The organism is Sinimarinibacterium flocculans (assembly GCF_003201205.1).
In the GTDB taxonomy this organism is placed as follows: Bacteria; Pseudomonadota; Gammaproteobacteria; order Nevskiales; family Nevskiaceae; genus Solimonas; species Solimonas flocculans.
Map to the genome: position 1 here is coordinate 131,758 of NZ_QICN01000001.1, position 21,688 is coordinate 153,445.

Annotated in this window: 15 protein-coding genes and 2 tRNA genes; 11 read left to right on the forward strand and 6 right to left on the reverse strand. The window is 69.0% G+C overall.

Annotation, left to right across the window (positions count from 1 at the left end):
* The first annotated feature begins 133 nt into the window (after positions 1 to 133).
* The 5 genes from parE (at position 134) to C8D93_RS00595 (ending at position 6,706) form a co-directional block, all read left to right on the forward strand.
* The gene (gene parE, locus C8D93_RS00575; protein ID WP_110263230.1) at positions 134 to 2,029 is read left to right on the forward strand and encodes a DNA topoisomerase IV subunit B; all 1,896 of its coding nucleotides are present in this window, start codon (positions 134 to 136) and stop codon (positions 2,027 to 2,029) included.
* 5 nt (positions 2,030 to 2,034) lie between these two features.
* Positions 2,035 to 4,272 carry a DNA topoisomerase IV subunit A gene (gene parC / locus C8D93_RS00580; RefSeq protein WP_110263231.1) on the forward strand — a complete coding sequence of 746 codons (2,238 nt, stop codon included), beginning with the start codon at positions 2,035 to 2,037 and terminating at the stop codon, positions 4,270 to 4,272.
* Between the two features lie 131 nt (positions 4,273 to 4,403).
* Positions 4,404 to 5,273 carry a protease HtpX gene (gene htpX / locus C8D93_RS00585; RefSeq protein WP_110263232.1) on the forward strand — a complete coding sequence of 290 codons (870 nt, stop codon included), beginning with the start codon at positions 4,404 to 4,406 and terminating at the stop codon, positions 5,271 to 5,273.
* 203 nt (positions 5,274 to 5,476) lie between these two features.
* On the forward strand, positions 5,477 to 5,890 hold the full coding sequence (locus C8D93_RS00590; RefSeq protein WP_110263233.1) for a VOC family protein: 414 nt from the start codon (positions 5,477 to 5,479) through the stop codon (positions 5,888 to 5,890).
* A gap of 51 nt (positions 5,891 to 5,941) precedes the next feature.
* Positions 5,942 to 6,706 (forward strand): helix-turn-helix transcriptional regulator, encoded by a 765-nt coding sequence (locus C8D93_RS00595; RefSeq protein ID WP_170123834.1) that lies wholly within the window; start codon positions 5,942 to 5,944, stop codon positions 6,704 to 6,706.
* 289 nt (positions 6,707 to 6,995) lie between these two features.
* Here C8D93_RS00595 and C8D93_RS00600 read toward each other — a convergent pair.
* The 4 genes from C8D93_RS00600 to C8D93_RS00615 form a co-directional block, all read right to left on the reverse strand.
* Positions 6,996 to 7,072, reverse strand: a tRNA-Met gene (locus C8D93_RS00600).
* A 62-nt stretch (positions 7,073 to 7,134) separates the two neighbouring features.
* A complete protein-coding gene (gene ychF, locus C8D93_RS00605) occupies positions 7,135 to 8,229 on the reverse strand; it encodes a redox-regulated ATPase YchF (RefSeq protein WP_110263235.1) in 1,095 nt (364 codons plus the stop codon).
* Between the two features lie 10 nt (positions 8,230 to 8,239).
* Positions 8,240 to 8,827, reverse strand: a complete 588-nt coding sequence (pth, locus tag C8D93_RS00610) for an aminoacyl-tRNA hydrolase (RefSeq protein WP_110263236.1) — start codon at positions 8,825 to 8,827, stop codon at positions 8,240 to 8,242.
* 84 nt (positions 8,828 to 8,911) lie between these two features.
* Positions 8,912 to 9,568, reverse strand: coding sequence for a 50S ribosomal protein L25/general stress protein Ctc (locus C8D93_RS00615; RefSeq protein ID WP_110263237.1), 657 nt, complete (start codon positions 9,566 to 9,568; stop codon positions 8,912 to 8,914).
* Positions 9,569 to 9,769: 201 nt separating this feature from the next.
* Here C8D93_RS00615 and C8D93_RS00620 point away from each other — a divergent pair, with 201 nt between their 5' ends.
* On the forward strand, positions 9,770 to 9,970 hold the full coding sequence (locus C8D93_RS00620; RefSeq protein WP_110263238.1) for a hypothetical protein: 201 nt from the start codon (positions 9,770 to 9,772) through the stop codon (positions 9,968 to 9,970).
* A gap of 13 nt (positions 9,971 to 9,983) precedes the next feature.
* On the opposite strand, the gene C8D93_RS00625 is transcribed toward C8D93_RS00620, so the two are convergent.
* Positions 9,984 to 11,081, reverse strand: coding sequence for a ZIP family metal transporter (locus C8D93_RS00625; protein WP_110263239.1), 1,098 nt, complete (start codon positions 11,079 to 11,081; stop codon positions 9,984 to 9,986).
* Positions 11,082 to 11,184: 103 nt separating this feature from the next.
* Between C8D93_RS00625 and C8D93_RS00630 the strand changes: the two genes are divergently transcribed.
* Genes C8D93_RS00630 through C8D93_RS00640 form a run of 3 tightly spaced genes read left to right on the forward strand, consistent with a single transcriptional unit; the run spans position 11,185 to position 19,362 of the window.
* Positions 11,185 to 11,667, forward strand: a complete 483-nt coding sequence (locus tag C8D93_RS00630; protein WP_110263240.1) for a hypothetical protein — start codon at positions 11,185 to 11,187, stop codon at positions 11,665 to 11,667.
* Complete coding sequence (locus C8D93_RS00635) at positions 11,660 to 17,236, forward strand: alpha-2-macroglobulin family protein (protein WP_110263241.1); 5,577 nt, start codon at positions 11,660 to 11,662, stop codon at positions 17,234 to 17,236. The genes C8D93_RS00630 and C8D93_RS00635 overlap by 8 nt, the downstream gene beginning before the upstream one ends.
* Positions 17,237 to 17,289: 53 nt before the next feature.
* Positions 17,290 to 19,362 carry a transglycosylase domain-containing protein gene (locus tag C8D93_RS00640; protein WP_110263242.1) on the forward strand — a complete coding sequence of 691 codons (2,073 nt, stop codon included), beginning with the start codon at positions 17,290 to 17,292 and terminating at the stop codon, positions 19,360 to 19,362.
* A 213-nt stretch (positions 19,363 to 19,575) separates the two neighbouring features.
* Here the strand turns inward: C8D93_RS00640 and C8D93_RS00645 are convergent.
* Positions 19,576 to 19,651, reverse strand: a tRNA-Glu gene (locus tag C8D93_RS00645).
* A 165-nt stretch (positions 19,652 to 19,816) separates the two neighbouring features.
* On the opposite strand from C8D93_RS00645, the gene pcnB reads away from it, so the two are divergent.
* Both pcnB and folK read left to right on the forward strand, forming a co-directional pair.
* Positions 19,817 to 21,175, forward strand: a complete 1,359-nt coding sequence (gene pcnB, locus C8D93_RS00650) for a polynucleotide adenylyltransferase PcnB (RefSeq protein WP_110263243.1) — start codon at positions 19,817 to 19,819, stop codon at positions 21,173 to 21,175.
* Entirely contained in the window at positions 21,172 to 21,651 is a 480-nt protein-coding gene (gene folK / locus C8D93_RS00655) for a 2-amino-4-hydroxy-6-hydroxymethyldihydropteridine diphosphokinase (RefSeq protein ID WP_110263244.1), read from the forward strand. Before pcnB ends, folK begins: the two co-directional genes overlap by 4 nt.
* Positions 21,652 to 21,688: the final 37 nt, after the last annotated feature.

Consider the following 21,688-nt stretch of genomic DNA (forward strand, 5'->3'; position numbering starts at 1 on the left):
TGATGATTTGTCGAATATCGTAATATCTGCGCCTGAACAGTCACTAGCCTGCGGCGCGGCGTGCGGCAGTGTAGCCGGGTTGCCGCAGGGGCGGGCATCCGCTAGTGTCCGCGCGCCTTTTCACGTCCCGAACATGGCCAATTCGAACTACAGCGCAGAAGCGATCGAGGTGCTGCAGGGGCTCGAGCCCGTGCGCAAGCGCCCCGGCATGTACACCGACACCGCGCGGCCCAACCATCTCGCGCAGGAGGTCATCGACAACGCGGTCGACGAGGCCCTCGCGGGCTACTGCAAGAACCTCTCGGTGACCTTGCACGCCGACGGTTCGCTGGAAGTGTCCGACGACGGTCGCGGCATGCCGGTGGACCTGCATCCGGTGCACAAGGTCACCGGTGTCGAGCTGATCCTGACCAAGCTGCATTCGGGCGCCAAGTTCTCGAACAAGCAGTATCAGTTCTCCGGCGGCCTGCACGGCGTCGGCGTGTCCGTCGTCAACGCGCTGTCCACCCGGCTTGAGGTGCGCGTGTGCCGCGACGGCACCGAGTACCAGATCGGCTTCGCCGGCGGCGAAGTGGTCGACAAGCTCAAGCCGATCGGCAACGTCGCGAAGAACCGGCGCGGCACGACAGTGCACTTCTGGCCGGACGCGAAGTACTTCGATTCGCCGAAGTTCTCGCTGCCGCGGCTCAAGCAGGTGCTGCGCGCCAAGGCGGTGCTGTGTCCGAACCTCAAGGTCACGCTGACCGAGGCCGCGAGCGGCGAGGTCACGATCTGGCAGTACGAGAACGGCCTGCGCGATTACCTGCGCGATGCGCTCGGCGATGCCGAGACGCTGCCCGCCGAGCCCTTCATCGGCAACTTCAAGGGGACGCGCGAGGAGGCCGAGTGGGCGCTGGTGTGGCTCAACACCGAAGGGCAACGTGGTGAGCCGGTTGCCGAGAGCTACGTCAACCTGATCCCGACCGCGCAGGGCGGCACCCACGTCAACGGCCTGCGCACCGGCCTGACCGAGGCGATCCGCGAATTCTGCGAGTTCCGCAACCTGCTGCCGCGCGGTCTCAAGCTGGCGCCCGAGGATGTCTGGCAGGACTGCGCCTACGTGCTGTCGGTGAAGATGCAGGACCCGCAGTTCGCCGGTCAGACCAAGGAGCGCCTGTCGTCGCGCGAGTCGGCGACCTTCGTGTCCGGCGTGGTCCATGACTCGTTCAGCCTGTGGCTCAACCAGCATCCCGAGGCCGGCGAGCAGATCGCGCAGCTGGTCATCGCCAGCGCCAATGCGCGGCTCAAGCTGGCCAAGCAGGTCGTGCGCAAGAAGATCACGACCGGCCCGGCACTGCCGGGCAAGCTCGCCGACTGCGTGCAGAGCGACGTCTCACGCACCGAGCTGTTCCTCGTCGAAGGCGATTCCGCCGGCGGCAGCGCCAAGCAGGCGCGCGACCGCGAGTTCCAGGCAATCATGCCGCTGCGCGGCAAGATCCTGAATACCTGGGAGGCCGACGCCAACGAGGCGTTGGCGTCCGACGAGATCCACAACATCAGCGTCGCCATTGGCGTCGATCCGGGCAGTGCCGACATCTCCGGCCTGCGCTACGGCAAGATCTGCGTCCTCGCGGACGCCGATTCCGACGGCCTGCACATCGCCACGCTGCTGTGCGCGCTGTTCCTCAAGCACTACCGGCCACTGGTCGAGGCCGGGCACATCTACATCGCCATGCCGCCGCTGTTCCGCATCGACGCCGGCAAGCAGGTGTTCTACGCGCTGGATGAATCGGAGAAGCAGGGTGTGCTCGACCGCCTCGCCGCTGAAGGCAACAAGTCGAAGATCAGCGTGACCCGCTTCAAGGGTCTTGGCGAAATGAATCCGCTGCAATTGCGCGAAACGACGATGACGCCCGACACGCGGCGGCTGGTGCAGCTTGCTCTCGACGACACGCCTGCAGAGCAGGTCATGGACATGCTGCTCGCGAAGAAGCGCGCCTCCGACCGCAAGGACTGGCTGGAACGCGAAGGCAACCGCGCCGAGGTCTGAAGAAGATGACCGACATCACCGATACCGAACGCCTGCCGCTGCGCGTCTTCGCCGAGAAGGCCTACCTCGACTACTCGATGTACGTCGTGCTCGACCGCGCGCTGCCGAACATCGCCGACGGTCTCAAGCCGGTGCAGCGACGCATCGTCTACGCGATGTCCGAACTCGGCCTGTCGGCCGGGCAGAAGCACAAGAAGTCGGCGCGCACCGTCGGCGACGTCATCGGCAAGTTTCATCCGCACGGCGACTCGGCCTGCTACGAGGCCATGGTCACCATGGCGCAGCCGTTCAACTACCGCTATCCGCTGGTCGACGGTCAGGGCAACTGGGGCTCGCCGGACGATCCGAAGTCGTTCGCGGCGATGCGCTACACCGAGTCGCGGCTCACGCCGTACGCGGCGGCGCTGCTCGGCGAGCTGGAGCAGGGTACGGTCGACTGGACGCCGAATTTCGACGGCACGCTCGAAGAGCCCAAGCTGCTGCCGGCACGGCTGCCGAACATCCTGGTCAACGGCACGACCGGTATCGCCGTCGGCATGGCCACGGACATTCCACCGCACAACATCCGTGAACTGGTGCAGGCCTGCCTGCATTTGCTCAAGCATCCGAACGCGCACATCGAGAAGCTCTGCGAGTTCGTGCCGGCGCCGGACTTCCCGACGTCTTGCGAAATCGTCTCCGAGCCGCACGACCTGCTGAAGATCTACCAGACCGGCAACGGCCAGGTGCGCGCGCGGGCGCGCTGGGAGCGCGAGGACGACGGCGACATCGTCGTCACCCACCTGCCGTTCCAGGTGTCGCCCGCCAAGGTGCTGGAGCAGATCGCCGAGCAGATGCGCGCGAAGAAGCTGCCGCTGGTCGAGGATCTGCGCGACGAGTCCGACCACGAGAACCCGACGCGGCTGGTCATCGTGCCGCGCTCGAACCGTGTGGATGCCGAGCAGCTGATGGCGCACCTGTTCGCGACCACCGATCTGGAACGCAGCTACCGCGTCAACCTCAACATGATCGGCCTCGACGGCCGGCCGCGGGTCAAGAACCTCAAGGACATCCTCAGCGAGTGGCTGGAGTATCGCTTCGCGACGGTCACGCGCCGCCTCAACCATCGTCTCGGCAAGGTCAACGAGCGCCTGCATCTGCTCGAAGGCCTGCTGATCGCCTATCTGAACATCGACGAGGTGATCCGCATCATCCGCTACGAGGATGATCCCAAGGCGAGCCTGATCCGCACCTTCGCGCTGACCGAGATCCAGGCCGACTACATCCTCGACCTCAAGCTGCGTCACCTGCAGAAGATCGAGGAGATGAAGATCAAGGGCGAGCAGGAAGAGCTCGCCGCCGAGCGCATGCGCCTGGAGGAACTGCTCGGCGACGACGACAAGCTGCGCAAGCTGATCGGCGACGAGCTCAAGGAAGACGCCAAGAAGTACGGCGACGACCGGCGCTGCCCGGTCAACGCAAGGCCGCCGGCACAGGCGCTGGTGGCGGCGGACATCCTGCCGGCCGAGCCGGTCACGGTCGTGCTGTCCAAGGCCGGCTGGATCCGTGCCGGCAAGGGACATGAACTCGACCCCACCGCGCTCAGCTACAAGGCCGGCGACGAATACCAGTGCCATGTGCTGGGCAAGACTAGCCAGCTGCTGGTGCTCATCGACCACAACGGCCGCTGCTACACGCTCAACCCGCGCGAGCTGCCGAGCGCGCGCTCGCAGGGCGAGCCGGTCACCAAGTGGCTGGAGATCCAGGACGGCGGCCGTATCGTCGGCCTGATGATGGGCGAGGCGCACGACCGCTATGTGCTCGGCGGTGACGAGGGCTACGGCTTCGTCGCCCGGCTCGGCGACCTGGAAGCCAACAAGCGCGCCGGCAAGGCCGTGGTCAATGCCGGCAAGGGCAGCACCCTGCTGCCGGCGCGGGCCGGTGACCCGGCCAGCGACCGGCTGGCCATGGCCACCGCCGAAGGCCGCCTGCTGGTGTTCCCGCTGAGCGAGCTGCCGGAACTGGCCAAGGGCAAGGGCAACAAGCTCATCGCACTCAAGGGCGAGGACCGCATCCTCGCGGCGACGGTCGTGCCGCCGGCGGCGAGCCTGGAGCTGGTCTGCGGCAAGCGCACGCTCACGCTCAAGCCCTCGGACCTGGAGCACTACACCGGCTCGCGCGCCAGTCGCGGCAGCCACCTTCCGCGCGGCTTCCAGCGCGTGGACAGCATGAACGCCATCGCGCCGGGCAAGTCCGTATCCTGAACCCGTGTCATCCGCGTGCCGCGAACCCGGTGCTTGAATTCCGGGTCCAAGCCCGCAAGTAGGCATATCGTCATGCCCGCAACGGCGGGCGTGGCGAGGGTTTATCCACCAGCCAGAGTCATCCTCGCGCCATGAAACGCATCGCCCTGTTCCTGCTGACCAACATCGCGGTTCTCGTCGTGCTGTCGGTGGTCGCCAGCATCTTCGGCGTCGATCGTTTCCTGACCCAGGAAGGCCTCAACCTGCAGGCGCTGCTGATCTTCAGCGCGATCTTCGGCATGGGCGGCTCGTTCATCTCGCTGGCGATGTCCAAGTGGATGGCCAAGCGCGCCACCGGCGCCCAGGTCATCACCCAGCCGAAGAGCTCGGCCGAAATGTGGCTGCTGCAGACCGTGGAGCGCCAGGCGCGCGCCGCCGGCATCGGCATGCCCGAGGTCGCCGTCTACGACGCGCCGGAACCCAACGCGTTCGCGACGGGCATGAACAAGAACGCCGCACTGGTCGCCGTGTCCACCGGCCTGCTGCACAACATGAGCCAGGACGAGGTCGAGGCCGTGCTCGGCCATGAAGTCAGCCATGTGGCCAACGGCGACATGGTCACGCTGGCGCTGGTGCAGGGCGTGCTCAACACCTTCGTGATGTTCCTGTCGCGCGTTGCCGGCTACGTCATCGACCGCGCGGTATTCCGCACCGAGCGCGGCATCGGTCCGGGCTACTACATCACCGTGATCGTGCTGCAGATCGTCTTCGGCATCCTCGCGTCGATGGTCGTCGCCTGGTTCTCGCGGCAGCGCGAATTCCGCGCCGACGCCGGCGGCGCCCACCTCGCCGGAAAGCGCAAGATGATCGCGGCGCTGGAGCGCCTGAAGGCTGCACACGGACAGTCGACCCTGCCGGAGAACATGACCGCCTTCGGCATCAGCGGCGGCAAGTTCGCGCAGATGTTCTCCAGCCACCCGCCGCTGGACGTGCGCATCGCCGCGTTGCAGCAGTCGACCTGAGCCCTCTCACAACGAAAGAACCCCGCCTTAGAGCGGGGTTTTTCGTTGCGACATCCTGGTAGCGGAGTGTCCCCGACGAACCCGCTCGCTTTTCCGCCGGAGCACGGCAGATGAACATTTCGGCACATTTCCTGCGCAGGACGGGGACACTTTGACGAGCGCCTGCCCTCTACACTGGCCAGGTCAAAACAGCAGGAAGACCCATGTTCAATCACGTCATGTTGGGGAGTAACGATCTGGAGCGATCCAGACAGTTTTATGACCGAGTCCTCGCCATTCTTGGTTGCACCACTGGCCCATCGCTCAGCACCACCAATTCCGGGCACCACCGGCTGTTCTACCGGCACGAGGGTCAGACCCTGGGCATCAGCCAGCCGATCAACGACCAGCCCGCCACTGCCGGCAACGGCAGCACGGTGGCGTTCCGCTGCGACTCGCCCGAGCAAGTCCGTGCGTTCCACGACACTGCCATCGCGCACGGCGGCCACTCGATCGAGGACCCGCCGGGACCGCGTACCCTGGGGCCACACAGCTACTTTCTGGCGTATGTGCGCGATCCCGACGGGAACAAGTTGTGCGCCATCCATCGCTTGCCGAACGAGCCGACGGCTGAGTGATTGCGTATGAGGCAGGCGTATCGGTCGCTGGCGTCACGCGCCGAAGTGGGGGTGACCGCCAACGTCGTGCAGCACTGTACGTTGCGCTTCAGCGAAGTAGCGGTCGACAGCGCAGCCCTCATCCTGCTGAGAGAAGGCGTCAAGACCTTGAAGCTGGGCTCGCGCCAGTGGACTGCGCGCAGCGGTGATGTGCTGGTGGTTTCCGGCGGACAGACGCTCGACATTCGCAACCAGCTGTCTCCGCAGGGCCTGTACGAAGCCCGCTGGATCGTATGGGACCCGGCCCTGCTGGCGGAGATGCAGCCCGAGCCGCCCAGGCGACCGCTGTCCGGAGTGTTCCACATGCCGTCGGCAAGCCGCATCTTCACCGACGCCGTCGACCGGGCAGTCCGGGCCATCGAATGTCAGGCCGAGGTCTCCGCGGCACTCGCCAGGCACGCGCTCGCGGAACTGCTTCTGTGGCTGCACGAGAGCAACGTCACGCTGGCGTCCAGCCAGCCCCGTTCGATGGTCGCGCGGCTGCGGTTGATGGTGTCGCGCTCTCCTTCGTCCCCCTGGTCCCTCCCGCATGCGGCTGAGCAGCTCGCCGTCAGCCAGACCACGTTGCGCAGGCGCTTGAGCGCGGAGGGTGCGACGTTCGGCGACGTGCTTGCCGATGCCCGCATGTCTCATGCCATGATGATGCTGCAGTCCACGCAGCGCGCGATTTCGTCGATCGCCTCCGATGTCGGTTATGCGTCAGCCTCGCGCTTCTCAGTCCGGTTCCGTTCGCGATCTGGATTCGCACCGTCCGTGGTGCGCGGACATCAGCGTTAGCCGTGTGAACCCAAAGCGTTGTGCGGCGAGATTCTTCCGATGGGGCTCGTCGCCTGGGCTGGCGTCCGAACGGTGCGAGTCGTCGCGATGCAGGCGACCGCTGAAGCGCTCCGGCGGAGCAGTTGGCACAGGTTTCGAGAGAACGGAGGGGGGAAAGAGAGCCGAACTGGGCGGCATCACGACGCCGGGGCGCCACGGCGTGGCACATGCAGAACCGCGCCGGACCCCCTGCGTGGTGTCGCGGAGCCCGGAAATGAAAACGCCCAACCGGAGAGGGTTGGGCGTTGAATGGTGGTGACGGGCGGAATCGAACCGCCGACCTAGGGGTTATGAATCCCTCGCTCTAACCGTCTGAGCTACGTCACCGGGAAAGGGGCGCGAAGTTTAAGGAAATCCGCGGGTTTCGTGAAGGCTTGCGTGCCGGCCGCTCAGACGTTGAAGCGGAAGTGCATGACGTCGCCGTCCTGAACGACGTACTCCTTGCCCTCTAGCCGCCACTTGCCGGCCTCCTTGGCGCCCGCCTCGCCCTGGCCGGCAATGTAGTCGGCATAGGCGATGACTTCGGCGCGGATGAAGCCTTTCTCGAAGTCGGTGTGGATGACGCCGGCCGCCTGCGGGGCGGTGGCACCGACCTTCACCGTCCAGGCACGCACTTCCTGTTCGCCCGCGGTGAAGTAGGTCTGCAGGCCGAGCAGGCTGTAGGCGCCGCGGATCACGCGGTTGAGGCCGGGTTCCTCGAGTCCGAGATCGGTCAGGAACGCGGCCTTGTCGGCGTCGTCGAGCTGGGCAATCTCGGCCTCGATCGCCGCGCAAACGGTCACGACCTGGGCGTTCTCGGCTGCCGCGTAGTCCTGCACTGCCTTGAGGTAGTCGTTGCCCTGGGTCAGGCCGGCCTCGTCGACGTTGGCGATGTACAGCGCCGGCTTGGCGGTGATCAGGTGCAGCTCGCGCAGCTCCAGGCGCTCCTCGGCAGTCAGCTCGAGCGCGCGCACCGGCCGTCCGCCGTCCAGATGGGCCTGCACGCGCTTGAGCAGCTCATGCTTGGCAATCGCCTCCTTGTTACCGGTCTTGGCTGCGCGCGCGGCGCGCTCGGCGGCCTTGGCGACGGTGTCGAGATCGGCCAGCGCCAGCTCGGTGTTGATGATCTCGATGTCACGGATCGGATCTGTCGAGCCGGCGACGTGGATCACGTCCGGGTTGTCGAAGCAGCGCGTCACGTGGGCGATCGCGTCGGTTTCGCGGATGTGCGAGAGGAACTGGTTGCCCAGGCCCTCGCCCTTGCTGGCGCCCGCCACGAGGCCGGCAATGTCGACGAACTCCACCGTGGCCGGCAGCAGGCGCTGCGGCTTGGCGATGGCCGCCAGCGCATCGAGACGCGCGTCCGGCACCGGCACGACGCCGACGTTGGGGTCGATGGTGCAGAACGGATAGTTCTCGGCCGCGATCTGCGCCTTGGTCAGCGCGTTGAACAGGGTGGACTTGCCGACGTTCGGCAGGCCGACGATGCCGCATTGGATGCCCATGGTGTTCTCTTCAGACTGCCTTGCTGTGAAGCTGGTTGATGGCGCGTTCCCAGCCGCGCGACAGCCAGGTCTCGAGCGCGTCGAGCGACAGGTCGATACCGTCGACGATCGCGCTCTCGTCGTCGCGGCTGGGGCGCCCGAGCACGTAGTTCAGCACCAGGGTCTTGTCGCCCGGATGTCCGATGCCCACGCGCAGACGGCGGTAGTCCGGCCCGAGCGCCCGGTGCACGTCGCGCAGCCCGTTGTGCCCGCCGTGACCGCCGCCGAGCTTCAGGCGCACGGTCCCCGCCGGCAGGTCGAGCTCGTCGTGAACGATGAGCACGCGATCCGGCGTGAGCTTGTAGAACTGCGCGAGCGCCTGTACCGCCTGGCCGCTGCGGTTCATGAAGGTCGACGGCTTGAGCAGCAGCACGTCGCTGCCGCCCAGTTCGATGCGACCGAACTCGCCGTGGAACTTGGCCTCGCGCCGCATCGCCGCGCGTGCCCGGTCGGCGAGCCGGTCGATACACCAGAAACCGGCGTTGTGTCGCGTGCGCGCGTACTCGTCGCCGGGATTGCCGAGTCCGACGATTGCGTGCAGTTCAGTCGACGAGGCCATGTCGGTGATGCGAGCGGTCGTGCAAACGAAACGGCCCGCCCGGGCGCTGGGGCACGGACGGGCCGCGGGATCGCCGGGCGATCCTTACTTCTTCTCTTCCTTCTTCGCGTCGGCAGCGGCGCCCTCGGCCGGGGCGTCGGCGGCCGGCGCCTCTTCCTCGATCGCGGCACGCGGCAGGTGGATCGAGACGACCGACTGGTCGTTGTCGTGCTTGAGCTCGAGCAGGGTCACGCCCTGCGGCAGCGTCAGCTCGGACAGATGGATCGACTCGTTGACCTGCATGCTCGACAGATCGACCTCGATGTACTCCGGCAGATCCTTCGGCAGGCACTCGACCTCGACCTGGTTCAGGTGGTGCTCGACGATGCCGCCGCCGGTCTTCACGCCCGGGGCGACGGTCTCGCCCTTGAAGTGCAGCGGCACGTGCATGCGCAGCAGCTTGTCCGCCTGCACGCGCTGGAAGTCGGCGTGTGTGGCGTATCCGCTGACCGGATGGCGCTGCAGATCCTTGAGCACGACCTGCTGTTCGGTGCCGTCCAGCTTGAGGGTGAGCAGATGCGAGTAGAAGGCCTCGACCTTCAGATGCTTGGCCATCTCGTTGGCGGACAGGGACACGGACGTCGGCGTCTCGCCGCCGCCGTAGACGATGGCCGGGATCTTGCCCTCGCGACGCAGGCGGCGGCTCGCACCCTTGCCCTGGTCAGCGCGGCTCTCGGCGATGACGACAAAGTTTTCTTTCATCAGACACTCCAGAAATGGAAAACCACCGCCCGCGACCAGGCGATGGGGGCGCGGATTATACAGAAAAAGGCCGCCCGGTCCGCGCTTGTCCTGTTCGGGGCGCCCGGCCGCTCGTCGGAGAGGGGCTGCGCGCCTGCCGGGCAGGCGTATTCTCGGTGCTGCCGCCCCAAGCAGCGGCCTGATCCGACAGGAGGTCTCGCCATGACACGCGCGAAATTCCTCGCAGCACTTCTCGTCGCCGGCCTTGCCGCCGGTTGCGCCAGCCAGCCCGCTACCGTCGGCGCCTACGGCGATCCGTGGGTCGACCGGGACCGTGTGGCCGCTGTCGAACGCGAGGCCAGGCGCACCGGTGTCGAGGTGCGCTGGGTCAATCCGCCGACTCGACGGGACGCGCGCAGCTAAGGTCTGCAGGGGCTCAGTGCCCGGCGGCGTGCCCGCCGCCGAACAGGTCGAGCAGCCAGGCGCGGCCGCCGCGACGCAGCAGCGCCAGTGCGTAGAGCGCGACAAGCGCAACGAGGCTGGCCCATCGTGTCCAGCCGGCGGCGACCGGCTGCGCCGCGTCGACCTCGCCGGTGAGCAGCAGCGCGCCCAGCGCGAGGCTGGCCAGCACATAGGCCGCGCTGCGGTCGACGGCATCGACGAAGCCGGCGCGAAGGGCGCAGCCCAGGCGCTGCATGCCGCGGCCGGGATCGCGCCCGCGCCAGAAACCGCATCCGGCGATCACGCCCGCAAGCACATGGGCGCCGAGCAACAGCGGCGCCGCCATCAGCGCGAGTTCCAGGCTGGCGCGAACGAAGGGTGACACCGCCGGGTCGTCGCCGTGCGCGAAGGTCAGCAATGCCAGCACCGCCAGCGCGGCGAGGTTGCCGAGCCCCTCGAATGGCGCCACCGAATGATGGTGCGCCGTGTCCTCGTCCAGATGCGGCCGCCCGAAGATCACATGCAGGATCGAGCCCGCGATCAGCGCCTGGAACCACGCCCAGCCGTCCGTGCCCAGCAACGCCGCAACGGTCACGCCGAAGGTGTAGCCGACGACGGTGCCGATGCACATCGCCACCAGCGCCAGGGCGGGTAGCCAGGCGCCGAACACCGGGTACAGCAGCCACCAGACCACCAGGCCCACCGGTACGCTGTGGATGGCGATCGCCAGGCCCAGGGCGCCGTGGGTATGGATGTCCTCGGCGATCAGCGCGGCGCCGTCGCCCAGGCTGTGCAGGACCAGCCCGACGATGGCGAGTGCCAGCGCCGCCAGGTGCGCGCCGCGGCGGACGCGGCTCAGGCCGTGCTCGAGCAGCGTGGGCCCGATCAGGCCGGTGACCAGAAAGCCCAGGCTCCACCAGCCGCCGTCGGCAAAGGCCTCGGGCATCACGTCGAGCAGGACCAGGCCGCTGATGCTCACCAGCACGAAGCCGTCGAGGAACGACAGCAGTGCCAGGCGCCGGCGCGCAAGCAGGTACCACAGCGGTCCGGACGCGAGCGCTGCGAGGGTGGCGATGAGCAGGATGAGGTGCATGATCAGTCCGCCATTATTTCATGCCCGTCAGGCGCGGCAGCGAGGCGCCATACTGCGCGCCCGGCATCCAGACTCATGACGACAAGGGCGTCGCTCCAGGTTCATGAACAAGATCGTTTCGATAGTGGTGTTGCTCGTAGCCCTGTGCGCAGGCGGCGTGTGGATGTGGTCGCAGCGCAGCGGCTATGACTACGAGGCCGCCTTCGAGAACCTGCCGGCGGCCGACTCCGCGGCGGACTGGCCGCTCGCCGACTTCGCCGGCAAGCCGCGCGAGGAAGCCGAACGGGTGCTGGGGCGACCCCTGGGCTGCGAGGCCGCGCTGCACAGCCGGCGTTGCCGCTACGCGGCCGGCGTCGAGGTGGTCTACATCGACGACCACGCCGACTGGATCACGATCGGCTTTCCGTACGGACGCTATCCGCTCGATGCCCAGGCGCTGCAGCGGCTCGGCCTGCCGGTCCAGCCGCCCACCGAGGAGGACGCGCACAGTCTGGTCTGGCGCGAGCTGCCGGGTCTGCAACTGATTCGCCTCGTCGGCGACGAGAACGGCGCGCTCTATGCCCGCATCCAGGTGAGCCATGGCTAGGGTGCTCGCGCTGCTCGCCGGCCTGTTCGCCGTCGCCGCCCACGCTGCGGATCTGCGCGTCACCCGCATCACGCCCGCAGGCGACGACGTGCGCGGCGAGCGTCAGATCGTCATCGCCTTCGACCGGGCGATGGTGCCGCTGGGGCGCATGCAGCGGGGCTCCGACGAGGTGCCCGCGCGCGTGGCGCCCGATCCCGGCTGCCGCTGGCGCTGGCTCGATCCGCAGCTCCTGGCCTGCGACCTGCCCGATGACGGCCTGCAGCCGGCAACGGCCTATCGGGTCGACGTCGAGGCCGGAACGACGGCACTCGACGGCGTGGTGCTGCGCAAGGCCGTCGCACACGCGTTCGTCACCGAGCGGCCGCGGCTGCTGTATGCCGGCGTGGCGTCCTGGCGTGCGCCGACGCAGCCGGAACTGCAACTGCGCTTCAACCTGCCGGTGACGGCTGCATCGGTGGTGCAGGCGCTGCGTTTCGGTGGCGCGGTCGAGGTCGAACCGGACCTGTTCGACTCGACGACGCCGTTCTATACGCCGCAGGGCGAGGCGCGTGAACTGTGGCGGCTGTGGCCGCGCGAGCCCTTGCCGGCCGACCGCACGGTGAACCTGCAGGTCGGTGCCGGTCTGGTCTCCGCCCAGGGCACGCAGCCCGGTCAGGCGCAGGACAACACGACCGCGTTCCACACCTTTCCGGAACCGCGCTGGCTCGGCCTGGCCTGCCAGGTGGGCAAGGCCGAACGCCGCTTCGCACCGGGCGTTGCCGCGACCGGCTGCTCGCCGCTCGACGGCATCGAGCTGGTGTTCAGCGCGCCGGTGGCGGTCGCGGCGCTGCGCGAGCACCTGGCGATCGAACCGTCCCCGCCGCTGCCGCAGGACCCCGACTACGACCCCTGGGCCAATGCCGGCGATGCGCGCCCGGTTGCCTGGCGCCATGCTGCCGGTCAGGTCTACCGGGTGCGGCTGCCGTTCGCGTTCTCCGCCGAGAGCCGCTACCGCCTGCGTCTCGACGCCAACCTGACCGACCGCTTCGAGCGCCCTCTGGCGCGCGGCGGCGAGATCGAGCTCGCCACCGGTGCACGCCGGCCGGCGCTGGTGTTCGAGCATGACAACGCGGTGCTGGAGGCCGGTCTCGATACGGAGGTGCCGGCCATCGTGACCAATCTCGAGGCCATGGTGGCGCGATACACGCGTATCGACGCGCAGGGGCGCAGCGGCGATCTCGAGCACCGCGTCCCCGTCGAGCCGGTGCGCAACCTCGCGTTCGCAATGCCGCTCGATGTGCGCGGGATGGTCGGTCGCCACAGCGGCGCCATCCGCGGCGAGCTGCGAACGGAGCCGGACACCGGTCACCCGCGCCGCTTCTTCGCACAGCTCACGCCGTTCCAGGTTCACGTCAAGCTCGGTCACGCCAACAGCCTGGTCTGGGTGACGCGCCTGGACGACGGGCAGGCGGTGGCCGACGCGCAGGTGACGATCCTCGGTGGCGACGAGGTTCTGGCGCAGGGCACGACCGATGCACAGGGCATCGTGCTGCTCGCGGGCAGCGGGCGTCTCGACCCGCAGCTCGACCGCGCCTGGGAGAGCGGCGAGCAGGCGCTGGCGGTTCACGTGCGGCGCGGCGACGATTTCGCGCTGTTGCCGCTGGAACACGATTTCGCGGTCGACACCTGGCGCGCGTCGCGCGAGCAGGTCTCGGCCTGGCGCCGCGCGCGGTACGGCCATCTGCGCGTCTGGGGCACGACGGCGCAGGGTGTGTACCGGGCCGGGGAGACCATCCAGTACAAGGTCTACGTCCGCGACGATGCCGGTGCGCGACTGGCGGCGGCGCCGGAAGGCGAGTACCGGCTCGTCGTCTACGACCCGACCGGGACGGCGGTCCATGAACGCAGCGGGCAGACCCTCAGTGCCTTCGGCGCACTCGACGGCGAACTGGTGCTGGCGAAGTCGGCGCCCGTGGGCTGGTATCGCTTCGAGCTGCGCCGCGAGGACGACGAGCACGCGGTCTTCGAGGCCCTGCGGGTGCTGGTCGCCGATTTCGTGCCGGCGCCATTTCGCGTCAGCGCCGAGTTGCGCGCCCGGGCCGCAACGCCGGATCAGCCGGTCGAGGCGCATGTGCAGGCGCGCCTGCATGGCGGCGGGCCGTTCAGCGCGGCGCCGCTGCGCGCGCTCGCGCGCCTGGAGGCGGCGCCGTTTTCGTCCGCACACAAGGTGGCCCGCGGCTTCCACTTCGACAGCAGTGCGCCGGACGCGCGCGACGTGCTGCCGCTGCTCGACGAACGCGCACGCCTCGACGGCGAAGGCATGTGGACCACGACGCTGTCCGCTGCCGACGGGCCGGTGCGCTACGGGCGCCTGCTGCTCGAAGGCAGCGTCGAGGACGATCGCGGGCGCAGCATCGCCGCGCGCGCGTCGCTGCCGTATCACGGAAGGGATCGCTACATCGGCCTGCGCTACGACGGCTGGGTGCTGACGGCCGGAGAGCCGGCCGAGCTGCAGACCCTCGTCGTCGACGCCGACGGCGAGCCGCGCAGCGGAGCGCCAACCTACGTCAAGGTCGAACGCAAGCGCACGCACGGCGCCCGCGTGAAGGGCGCCGGCAACGCCTACATCACGCGCTACACGCACGAGTGGGAACGTATCGAGACCTGCCCCGGCCGTTCGACGGACCGCCCGGCGGTCTGCACCTTCACGCCGGATGCGGCGGGCGAGTATCGCGTCACCGCCATGGTGCGCGACTCGCGCGACCGCCTGCACGAAACCCGGCAATGGCTGTATGCGCAGGGCCGGGGGGCGGTGCTGTGGGAGGAACCGGCGGACTACAGCCTCGAACTCGACGCCGAGCGCGAGAGCTGGCGCGTCGGTGACACGGCGCGGTTCTTGGTGCACAACCCGTTTCCCGGCGCGACGGCCCTGATCACGGTCGAGCGCTACGGCGTCATCGACCGGCGCGTCGAGGTCCTGGAAACGGCAACGCCGGTGATCGAGATTCCGGTGACCCCGGAGTTCGTCCCCGGCGCCTATGTGTCGGTGATCGTGATGTCGCCGCGTGTCGACACGCCGCCGGCGCAGGGCGTCGACCTGGGCAAGCCGACGTTCCGCATGGGCTATGCGCCGCTGGCCGTCGACGAGCCATGGCGGCAGATCGACGTCGAGGTGAAGGCCGATCGCGAGCAGTACCGGCCGCGCGAGACCGTGACGCTGGTGCTGCAGGCGCGTCCGCGGCAGCCGACCGGCGAGCCGGTGGAGTTCGCCGTCGCGGTGCTCGACGAGGCAGTGTTCGACCTGATCCGCAGCGGCAGCGACTACTTCGATCCGCTCAAGGGGCTGACTGCGCTCGATCCGCTCGACCTGGCCAACTTCAGCCTGCTGACGCGCCTCGTCGGACGGCAGAAGTTCGAGAAGAAAGGGGCGAACCCCGGCGGCGATGGCGGCGCCGATCTGTCGCTGCGCTCGATCGAGCGCTTCGTCGCCTACTGGAATCCGTCGCTGCCGGCGGATGCCGATGGCGGCGCCCGTGTCTCGTTCGCGCTGCCGGACCAGCTCACCGGCTGGCGCGTGCTCGCGCTCGCGGTCACGCCGACCGACCGCATGGGCCTGGGGCAGCGCGTGGTGCCTGTCTCCAAGCCCACCGAACTGCGGCCGGCGATGCCCAACCAGCTGGCGGTCGGTGACCGCTTCGAGGCCGCGTTCACGGTGCTCAACCGTGCCGACGCGCAGCGGCGCATCGAGGTCGCCATCCGCGTCGATGGGGGCGCCCGTGGCGAGACGACACAGCGCGTGGCGCTGGCGCCGTTCGAGCGCGCCCGCGTCGCGTTGCCGCTCACGGTGGAATCGGACGCGCCGCTGCGCTTCGAGGCACAGGCCGGCGACGACGAGGACCACGACGCGCTCGTGCACGTCGTCCCGGTGCGACAACGGCGCATGACCGCCGCCGCCGCCGATCTCGCGGACCTGACCGTGGACGCGCCCTTGCAACGGACGCTGCAGGTGCCGGCGGACGTGCTCGACGCCAGCTTGCAGCTGCAGTGGTCACCGACGCTGCTGGGTTCGCTCGGCGGTGTCTTCGGGCAGATGCGCGACTATCCGTACACCTGCTGGGAGCAGAAGCTCAGCCGGGCGGTCATGGCCGCACACTTCTCGGCCTTGAGCACCCGTACGGATCTCGCGGCCGAGTGGCCCGAGGCGGCCGCACTGCCGAAACAGGTGCTCGACGAGGCGATCGGCTTCCAGGCACCGGGCGGCGGAATGGCGTACTTCGTCGCCACCGATGCCTACGCGAGCCCCTACCTGTCGGCGTTCACCGGCCTCGCCTTCGGCTGGCTGCAGGCGGCGGGACATGCGCCGCCGGCGGATGTCTGGGACCGGCTGGATGCCTACCTGCTGCGCCTGCTGCGCGAAGACCCGGCGGCCAGCGGCTACGACAGCCGGCCGGCACGGGCGCAGTTGCGCGCCGTCGTGCTCGCGGCGCTGGCGCCGCGCGGCAAGATCGACGCCGCCGAGATCGCGCGCCACGCCTCGCGTCTGCCGGAGATGGGTCTGTTCGGCGAAAGCCTGCTGCTCGTCGCCGCGCAACAGGTGGACGGTGCCGACGCGCCGGCCCGCGCGGCGCGCGAGCGCGTGCTGGCGCGTGCCAACGAGTCCGCCGGTCGGGTGTCGCTGCAGGACGGCGACGGTGATGCCTGGACGTGGTTGCTCGGATCGCCGCTGCGCTCGAACTGCGCGGCGCTGTCGGCCCTGGTCGGCGAGCAGACCCGCGACGGCTGGCAGGCCTTGCCGGTCAAGCTCGTGCGTCACATCGAACAGGCGCGCAGCGTGCGCACGCACTGGGCCAACACCCAGGAGAACCTGTTCTGCACGCGCGCGCTGATCGACTATGTGCAGGCCTACGAGACCGAACCGGCGGCGCTCGACGTTCGCGTGCAACTCGACGGGCAAACCATCGGCGAGGCCAGCGTGCAGGCGCGGTCCGGGGCCTCGCTCCGCCACGCGCTCGACGCGCCGGGTACGCACGATCTGCAGGTCACGGCGAGCGGCCAGGGACGGGCCTACCAGAGCACCGTGCTGCGCTACGCGGAGCCGGCCGACGCGCCGCCGGTCAGCGCCGGACTGACGCTGACACGGCATTACGCCGTGCAGCGCGACGGGCGCTGGCAGCCACTGGAGACGTCTGCCGGTGTGCCGCTGCGGCTGCAGCGCGGCGAGTTGCTGAAGGTCGAGCTGGACCTGCAGGTGCCGGCCTGGATGAGCTACGTCGTCGTCGACGATCCGGTTCCCGGCGGCATCGAGCCGCTGAACCCGGACCTCGCCACGACCGCGGGTCTCGATGTCGAGGCACTGGGTGCCGATGGCGCCTGGCCGTGGCCGTTCTACCACCGCGAGCTGCGCTTCGACGCCGTGCGCCACTACGCCGAAGCGCTGCCCCAGGGGCATCACCGGCTGGTCTGGGTCGGGCAGGCGGTCGCGGCCGGCGAGTTTGCCATCGACCGTCCGCATGCCGAGCAGATGTACGAGCCGGACGTCTACGCCAACGGCACCGCGGCGCGCCTGCTCGTGGAGAACGCCGGGCCGTGAAGGGGCGGGGCGCAAGCGTCAGTGCCGCGCAAGCGGGAATCCGGCGACGCCGGATGCCTGCCTTCCGCACCTGGATGCGCGCCTGCGCGGGCATGACGGCATCGGCGGTCGTCGTGCTCCTGACGGCGACCGTGCTCGCGCAGCGCGCGCTGCCGGAGCGTCTCGTGCCGCCGCAGGATGCGCGTCGTCCGCCGGTGCTCGATCGCCATGGCAGTCCGCTGCAACTCGTGCACGATGGCGGCTGGAACCTGGCGGAACAGGTGAACCTCGCCGACGTGCCGCCGCTGCTGGTGGCCGCCGTGATCGGTGCCGAGGATCGCCGCTTCGATACCCATGCCGGGATCGACTGGCGGGGGCGCGCAGCGGCGCTCTGGCAGAACCTGCGCGCCGGTCGCGTCGTGCGCGGTGCGAGCACGATCAGCGAACAGGTCGTACGCCTGCTGCATCCGCGCGAGCGCACGCTGTGGTCGCGCTGGATCGAGGGCTGGGAGGCGATGCGCCTGGAGCGCCGCTTCTCCAAGCCCGAGATTCTCGAGTTCTATCTGAACCAGGTGCCCTACGGCGCGAACCGCCGCGGCGTACGGCCGGCGGCGCAGTACTACTTTGGCCGCAGCCTCGAGACGCTGGCGCCGCGCGAGATGCTGGCGCTGGCGGTGCTGTTGCGCGCGCCGTCGCGACTGGCCCGCGATACCGAGGCGCTCGACGCCGGCATCGGGCGCCTGGCGCAGCACCTGCGGTCGCATCCGGCGCTGGCGGAGGGGGCGGGCTGGCAGCCGGCGCCGCTGCGTCTTGCACGTCAGTCGACACCACTGGCTGCCGCACACGTCGTCGACCACCTGCGGCAGATGGTGCCGGGCGGTGGCCCCGTGCACAGCAGCCTCGATGCCGCCCTGCAGGCGGATGCCGAGCGCTTCCTGCGCGAGCGCCTGCACGACCTGCAGCGCGAAGGCGCCCGCAACGGTGCCGCGCTCGTCGTCGACTTGGACGGCAACCGCATCCGCGCCTGGGCGGTCGTCGACGCGGCGCACCCGCAGACGGTCGGCATCGATGCCGTCCGCGTGCCGCGGCAGCCGGGTTCGACGCTCAAGCCGCTGCTGTACGCCACCGCGTTCGAGCGCGGCTGGAGTCCGGCGACGCGAATCGACGACGCGCCGCTGGCCGAGCGCGTGAACGGCGGACTGCACGCCTACCGCAACTACAGTCGCGTGCACTACGGTTCGGTCACCGTCGCCGAGGCGCTCGGAAACTCCCTCAACATCCCGGCGGTCAAGGCGCTGCAGTTCGTCGGCGCGGAACATTTCCTCGGTGTCCTGAGACGCCTGGGCATCACCGGTCTCGACCGCCATCCGCGCTTCTACGGCGACGGCCTCGCGCTCGGCAACGGCGAGGTGACGCTCTACGAACTGGTGCAGGCCTACACCGCGCTCGCCCGCGAAGGACGCTTCCGGCCGCTGACCCTGCTCGAGCAACCGCGCGCCGTCGTGCGCGACTCGGTGGTGTTTTCCGCTGCCGCGGCTCGCGCGACCAGCGCCGTGCTGTCCGACCCGGCAATGCGACTGCTCGAATTCGGCGACGGTGGCCTGCTGCGCTTTGCCGCGCGTACCGCGGTCAAGACCGGCACGTCCAGCGACTATCGCGATGCCTGGACGCTGGCCTACGACGGCCGTCATGTCGTCGGGGTGTGGATCGGCAACCTCTCGGGGCGGGAGACCGAGGGCGTGAGCGGTGCGCGCGGTCCGGCGCTGCTGGCGCGCAGTCTGCTGGCCCGCCTCGGCGAAACCGTTCCGGTTCGCGCGGAATCCCCCGGAGCGGGCGCATCGTCCGCCATCGACGTCCCCGCGGCGCCTGAACCCACGCAGCCGACGCTGCGGCAGCCGTACGACGGTCTTCAACTGGCGCTCGATCCGCGCATTCCCGATGAACTGGAGCGCTTCGACTTCGAACTGGCCTGGTCGGGGACTCCCACGCGCGTGCGCTGGTACGTCGACGGCGATCTGGTGGGCGAGGGCATCGAGCCGCGCTGGTCATGGCCGCTGCGGCGGGGGCAGCATCGCCTGCACGCCGTGGTCGAATCCGGGGAGACCGAGCCGCTGCAGACCGCGGCGGTCGGCTTCGTCGTTCACTGATCGCCGGAACGCTGGTCGCGCTGGGGTCGGGGCCAGCTCCGGAGAAGCAGATCGGTCGCCAAGAGAAAAATGGCGCTCCCACCGGGATTCGACGATTTCGCCGGAGCGAAATCGGACGTCCGTGAGGACGGCCCCGAGCATCCGCGAGGGGTGAGGCCCATGGAGGGGCCGAACAACCGCGAAGGTGCGCGCCGCGGTGAACGCGCAAAGAAATGGCGCTCCCACCGGGATTCGAACCCGGGTTTAAGCCTTGAGAGGGCTCCGTCCTAGGCCTCTAGACGATGGGAGCGCGGCGACCACGACCTTCGGCCGGTGCGGCCAAAGGGCGCGTATTATCTGTTGGGCGCCGCGGCGATTCAACCGGTTTTTTCGTGCGGCGAAAACGCCGTTGGCCGGCGCCGCAGAAGCGGCCTCAGTTGATTAGGGCGGGGTGCGCGGTCAATATGCGCGCCCAATGAACTGGCTCAAGACACTGTTTCCGCGCAAAAGAAGGTCCGAACGCATCGAAGTCCGACGCATTCCCCGAGCCGAGCACCCGATCTCGCGCAGCCAGTTCACCCAGGCCACCTTGCGGACCCTGTATGGACTCAAGGACGCGGGCTACCAGGCTTATGTCGTCGGCGGCGGTGTGCGCGATCTGCTCGCGGGGGAGACGCCCAAGGACTTCGACATCGCGACCGATGCGCATCCCGAGGACGTCAAGCGCATCTTCCGCTCCTGCCGCCTGATCGGCCGGCGTTTCGTCATCTGCCACGTGCGCTGGGGCGGCGAGGTGGTCGAAGTCACGACCTTCCGCGGGGTCATCACCGACGAACACGAGCGCGACGAGACCGGGCGCATCCTCGCCGACAACGAATACGGCACGCTGGAGACCGATGCGTTCCGGCGCGACTTCACCGTCAATGCGCTGTACTACGACATCCGCGATTACGCGATCGTCGACTTTGCCGGCGGACTGCACGACATGCAGGCACGCCTGATCCGGCTGATCGGCGACCCCGAGCTGCGCTATCGCGAGGACCCGGTGCGCATGCTGCGCGCGGTGCGCATCGCCAACAAGCTCAGCTTCGAGATCGAGAAGGACACCGCGGCGCCGATTCCGAAACTCGCCGGACTGCTGCGCGAGATTCCGCCGGCGCGGCTGTTCGACGAAGTGATCAAGCTGCTGCAGTCGCGCGAGGCCGTCGCCAATCTCGAGGGACTGCATCGCTACGGATTGCTCAAGCAGATCCTGCCGGTGACCGATTCGGCGATGGGCGATGCGCGCTACGGCGAGTTCCTGCGCCAGGCGCTGGTCAACACCGCCGAACGGCTGGCCAACGACCAGACCGTCAGCCCGGCGTTCCTCTACGCCGCGCTGCTGTGGCCCGGGGTCGTCCGCGAATACCAGCGCCTGCTGCAGGCCGAAGGGCAGCACCCCAACGACGCGATCTCGCAGGCCTCGGAGCGCGTATTGGCGCGCACGCTGTCGACGATCATGATCCCCAAGCGCTTCAGCCTGCCGATGCGGGAAATCTGGGCGCTGCAGCCGCGGCTCGAACAGACGCGCGGCGGGCGCGCGAAGCGGCTGTTGACGCATCCGCGGTTTCGCGCCGCCTACGACTTCCTGCTGCTGCGCGCCGCCTGCGGCGAAGTCCCGCAGGCGCTGGCGGACGGATGGACGCAGGCACAGACGGGTGAGTTGGCGGCCCCGGAACCGGACGACGCTGCCGACGGGGACGAGGGTGTGGCGCCCCCGGCGCGACGCAAACGCCGCCGCCGTGGCGGCCGACGCCGGCGTCCGGGCGCGCCCGCGCCGACACCGGCGCAATGACGCGGGCCTTCATCGGGCTCGGCGCGAATCTCGGTGATCCGCCTGCGCAGTTGCGCACGGCACTCGAGGCCATCGATCCGCTCGGGCGGATGCTCGCCGTCTCGCCGTTCTACCGCAGTGCGCCGATGGGGCCGACGGATCAGCCGGATTTCTGCAATGCCGTCTGCGCCCTCAAAACCGGACTCGCGGCGCCGGCACTGATGGACGCGCTGCTGGCGATCGAGCGCGGCATGGGCCGGCTGCGCACGGTCAAGTGGGGGCCGCGGCTGATCGATCTCGATCTGCTGCATGTCGACGGTGTGCACTGCGCCACCGAGACGCTGACGCTGCCGCATCCGGGCATCGGCCAGCGCAGCTTCGTGCTGGTGCCGTGGGCCGACATCGCCGCCGACACGACGGTACCGGGTGTCGGGCTGATCGACGAGGCGGCGCGGTCGGTCGATCGCACGGGTCTTCGACGCTGGGAGTCCGGTTGAACCGCCGGTCCGATGGGCTACACTGCGCCGTGCTCCG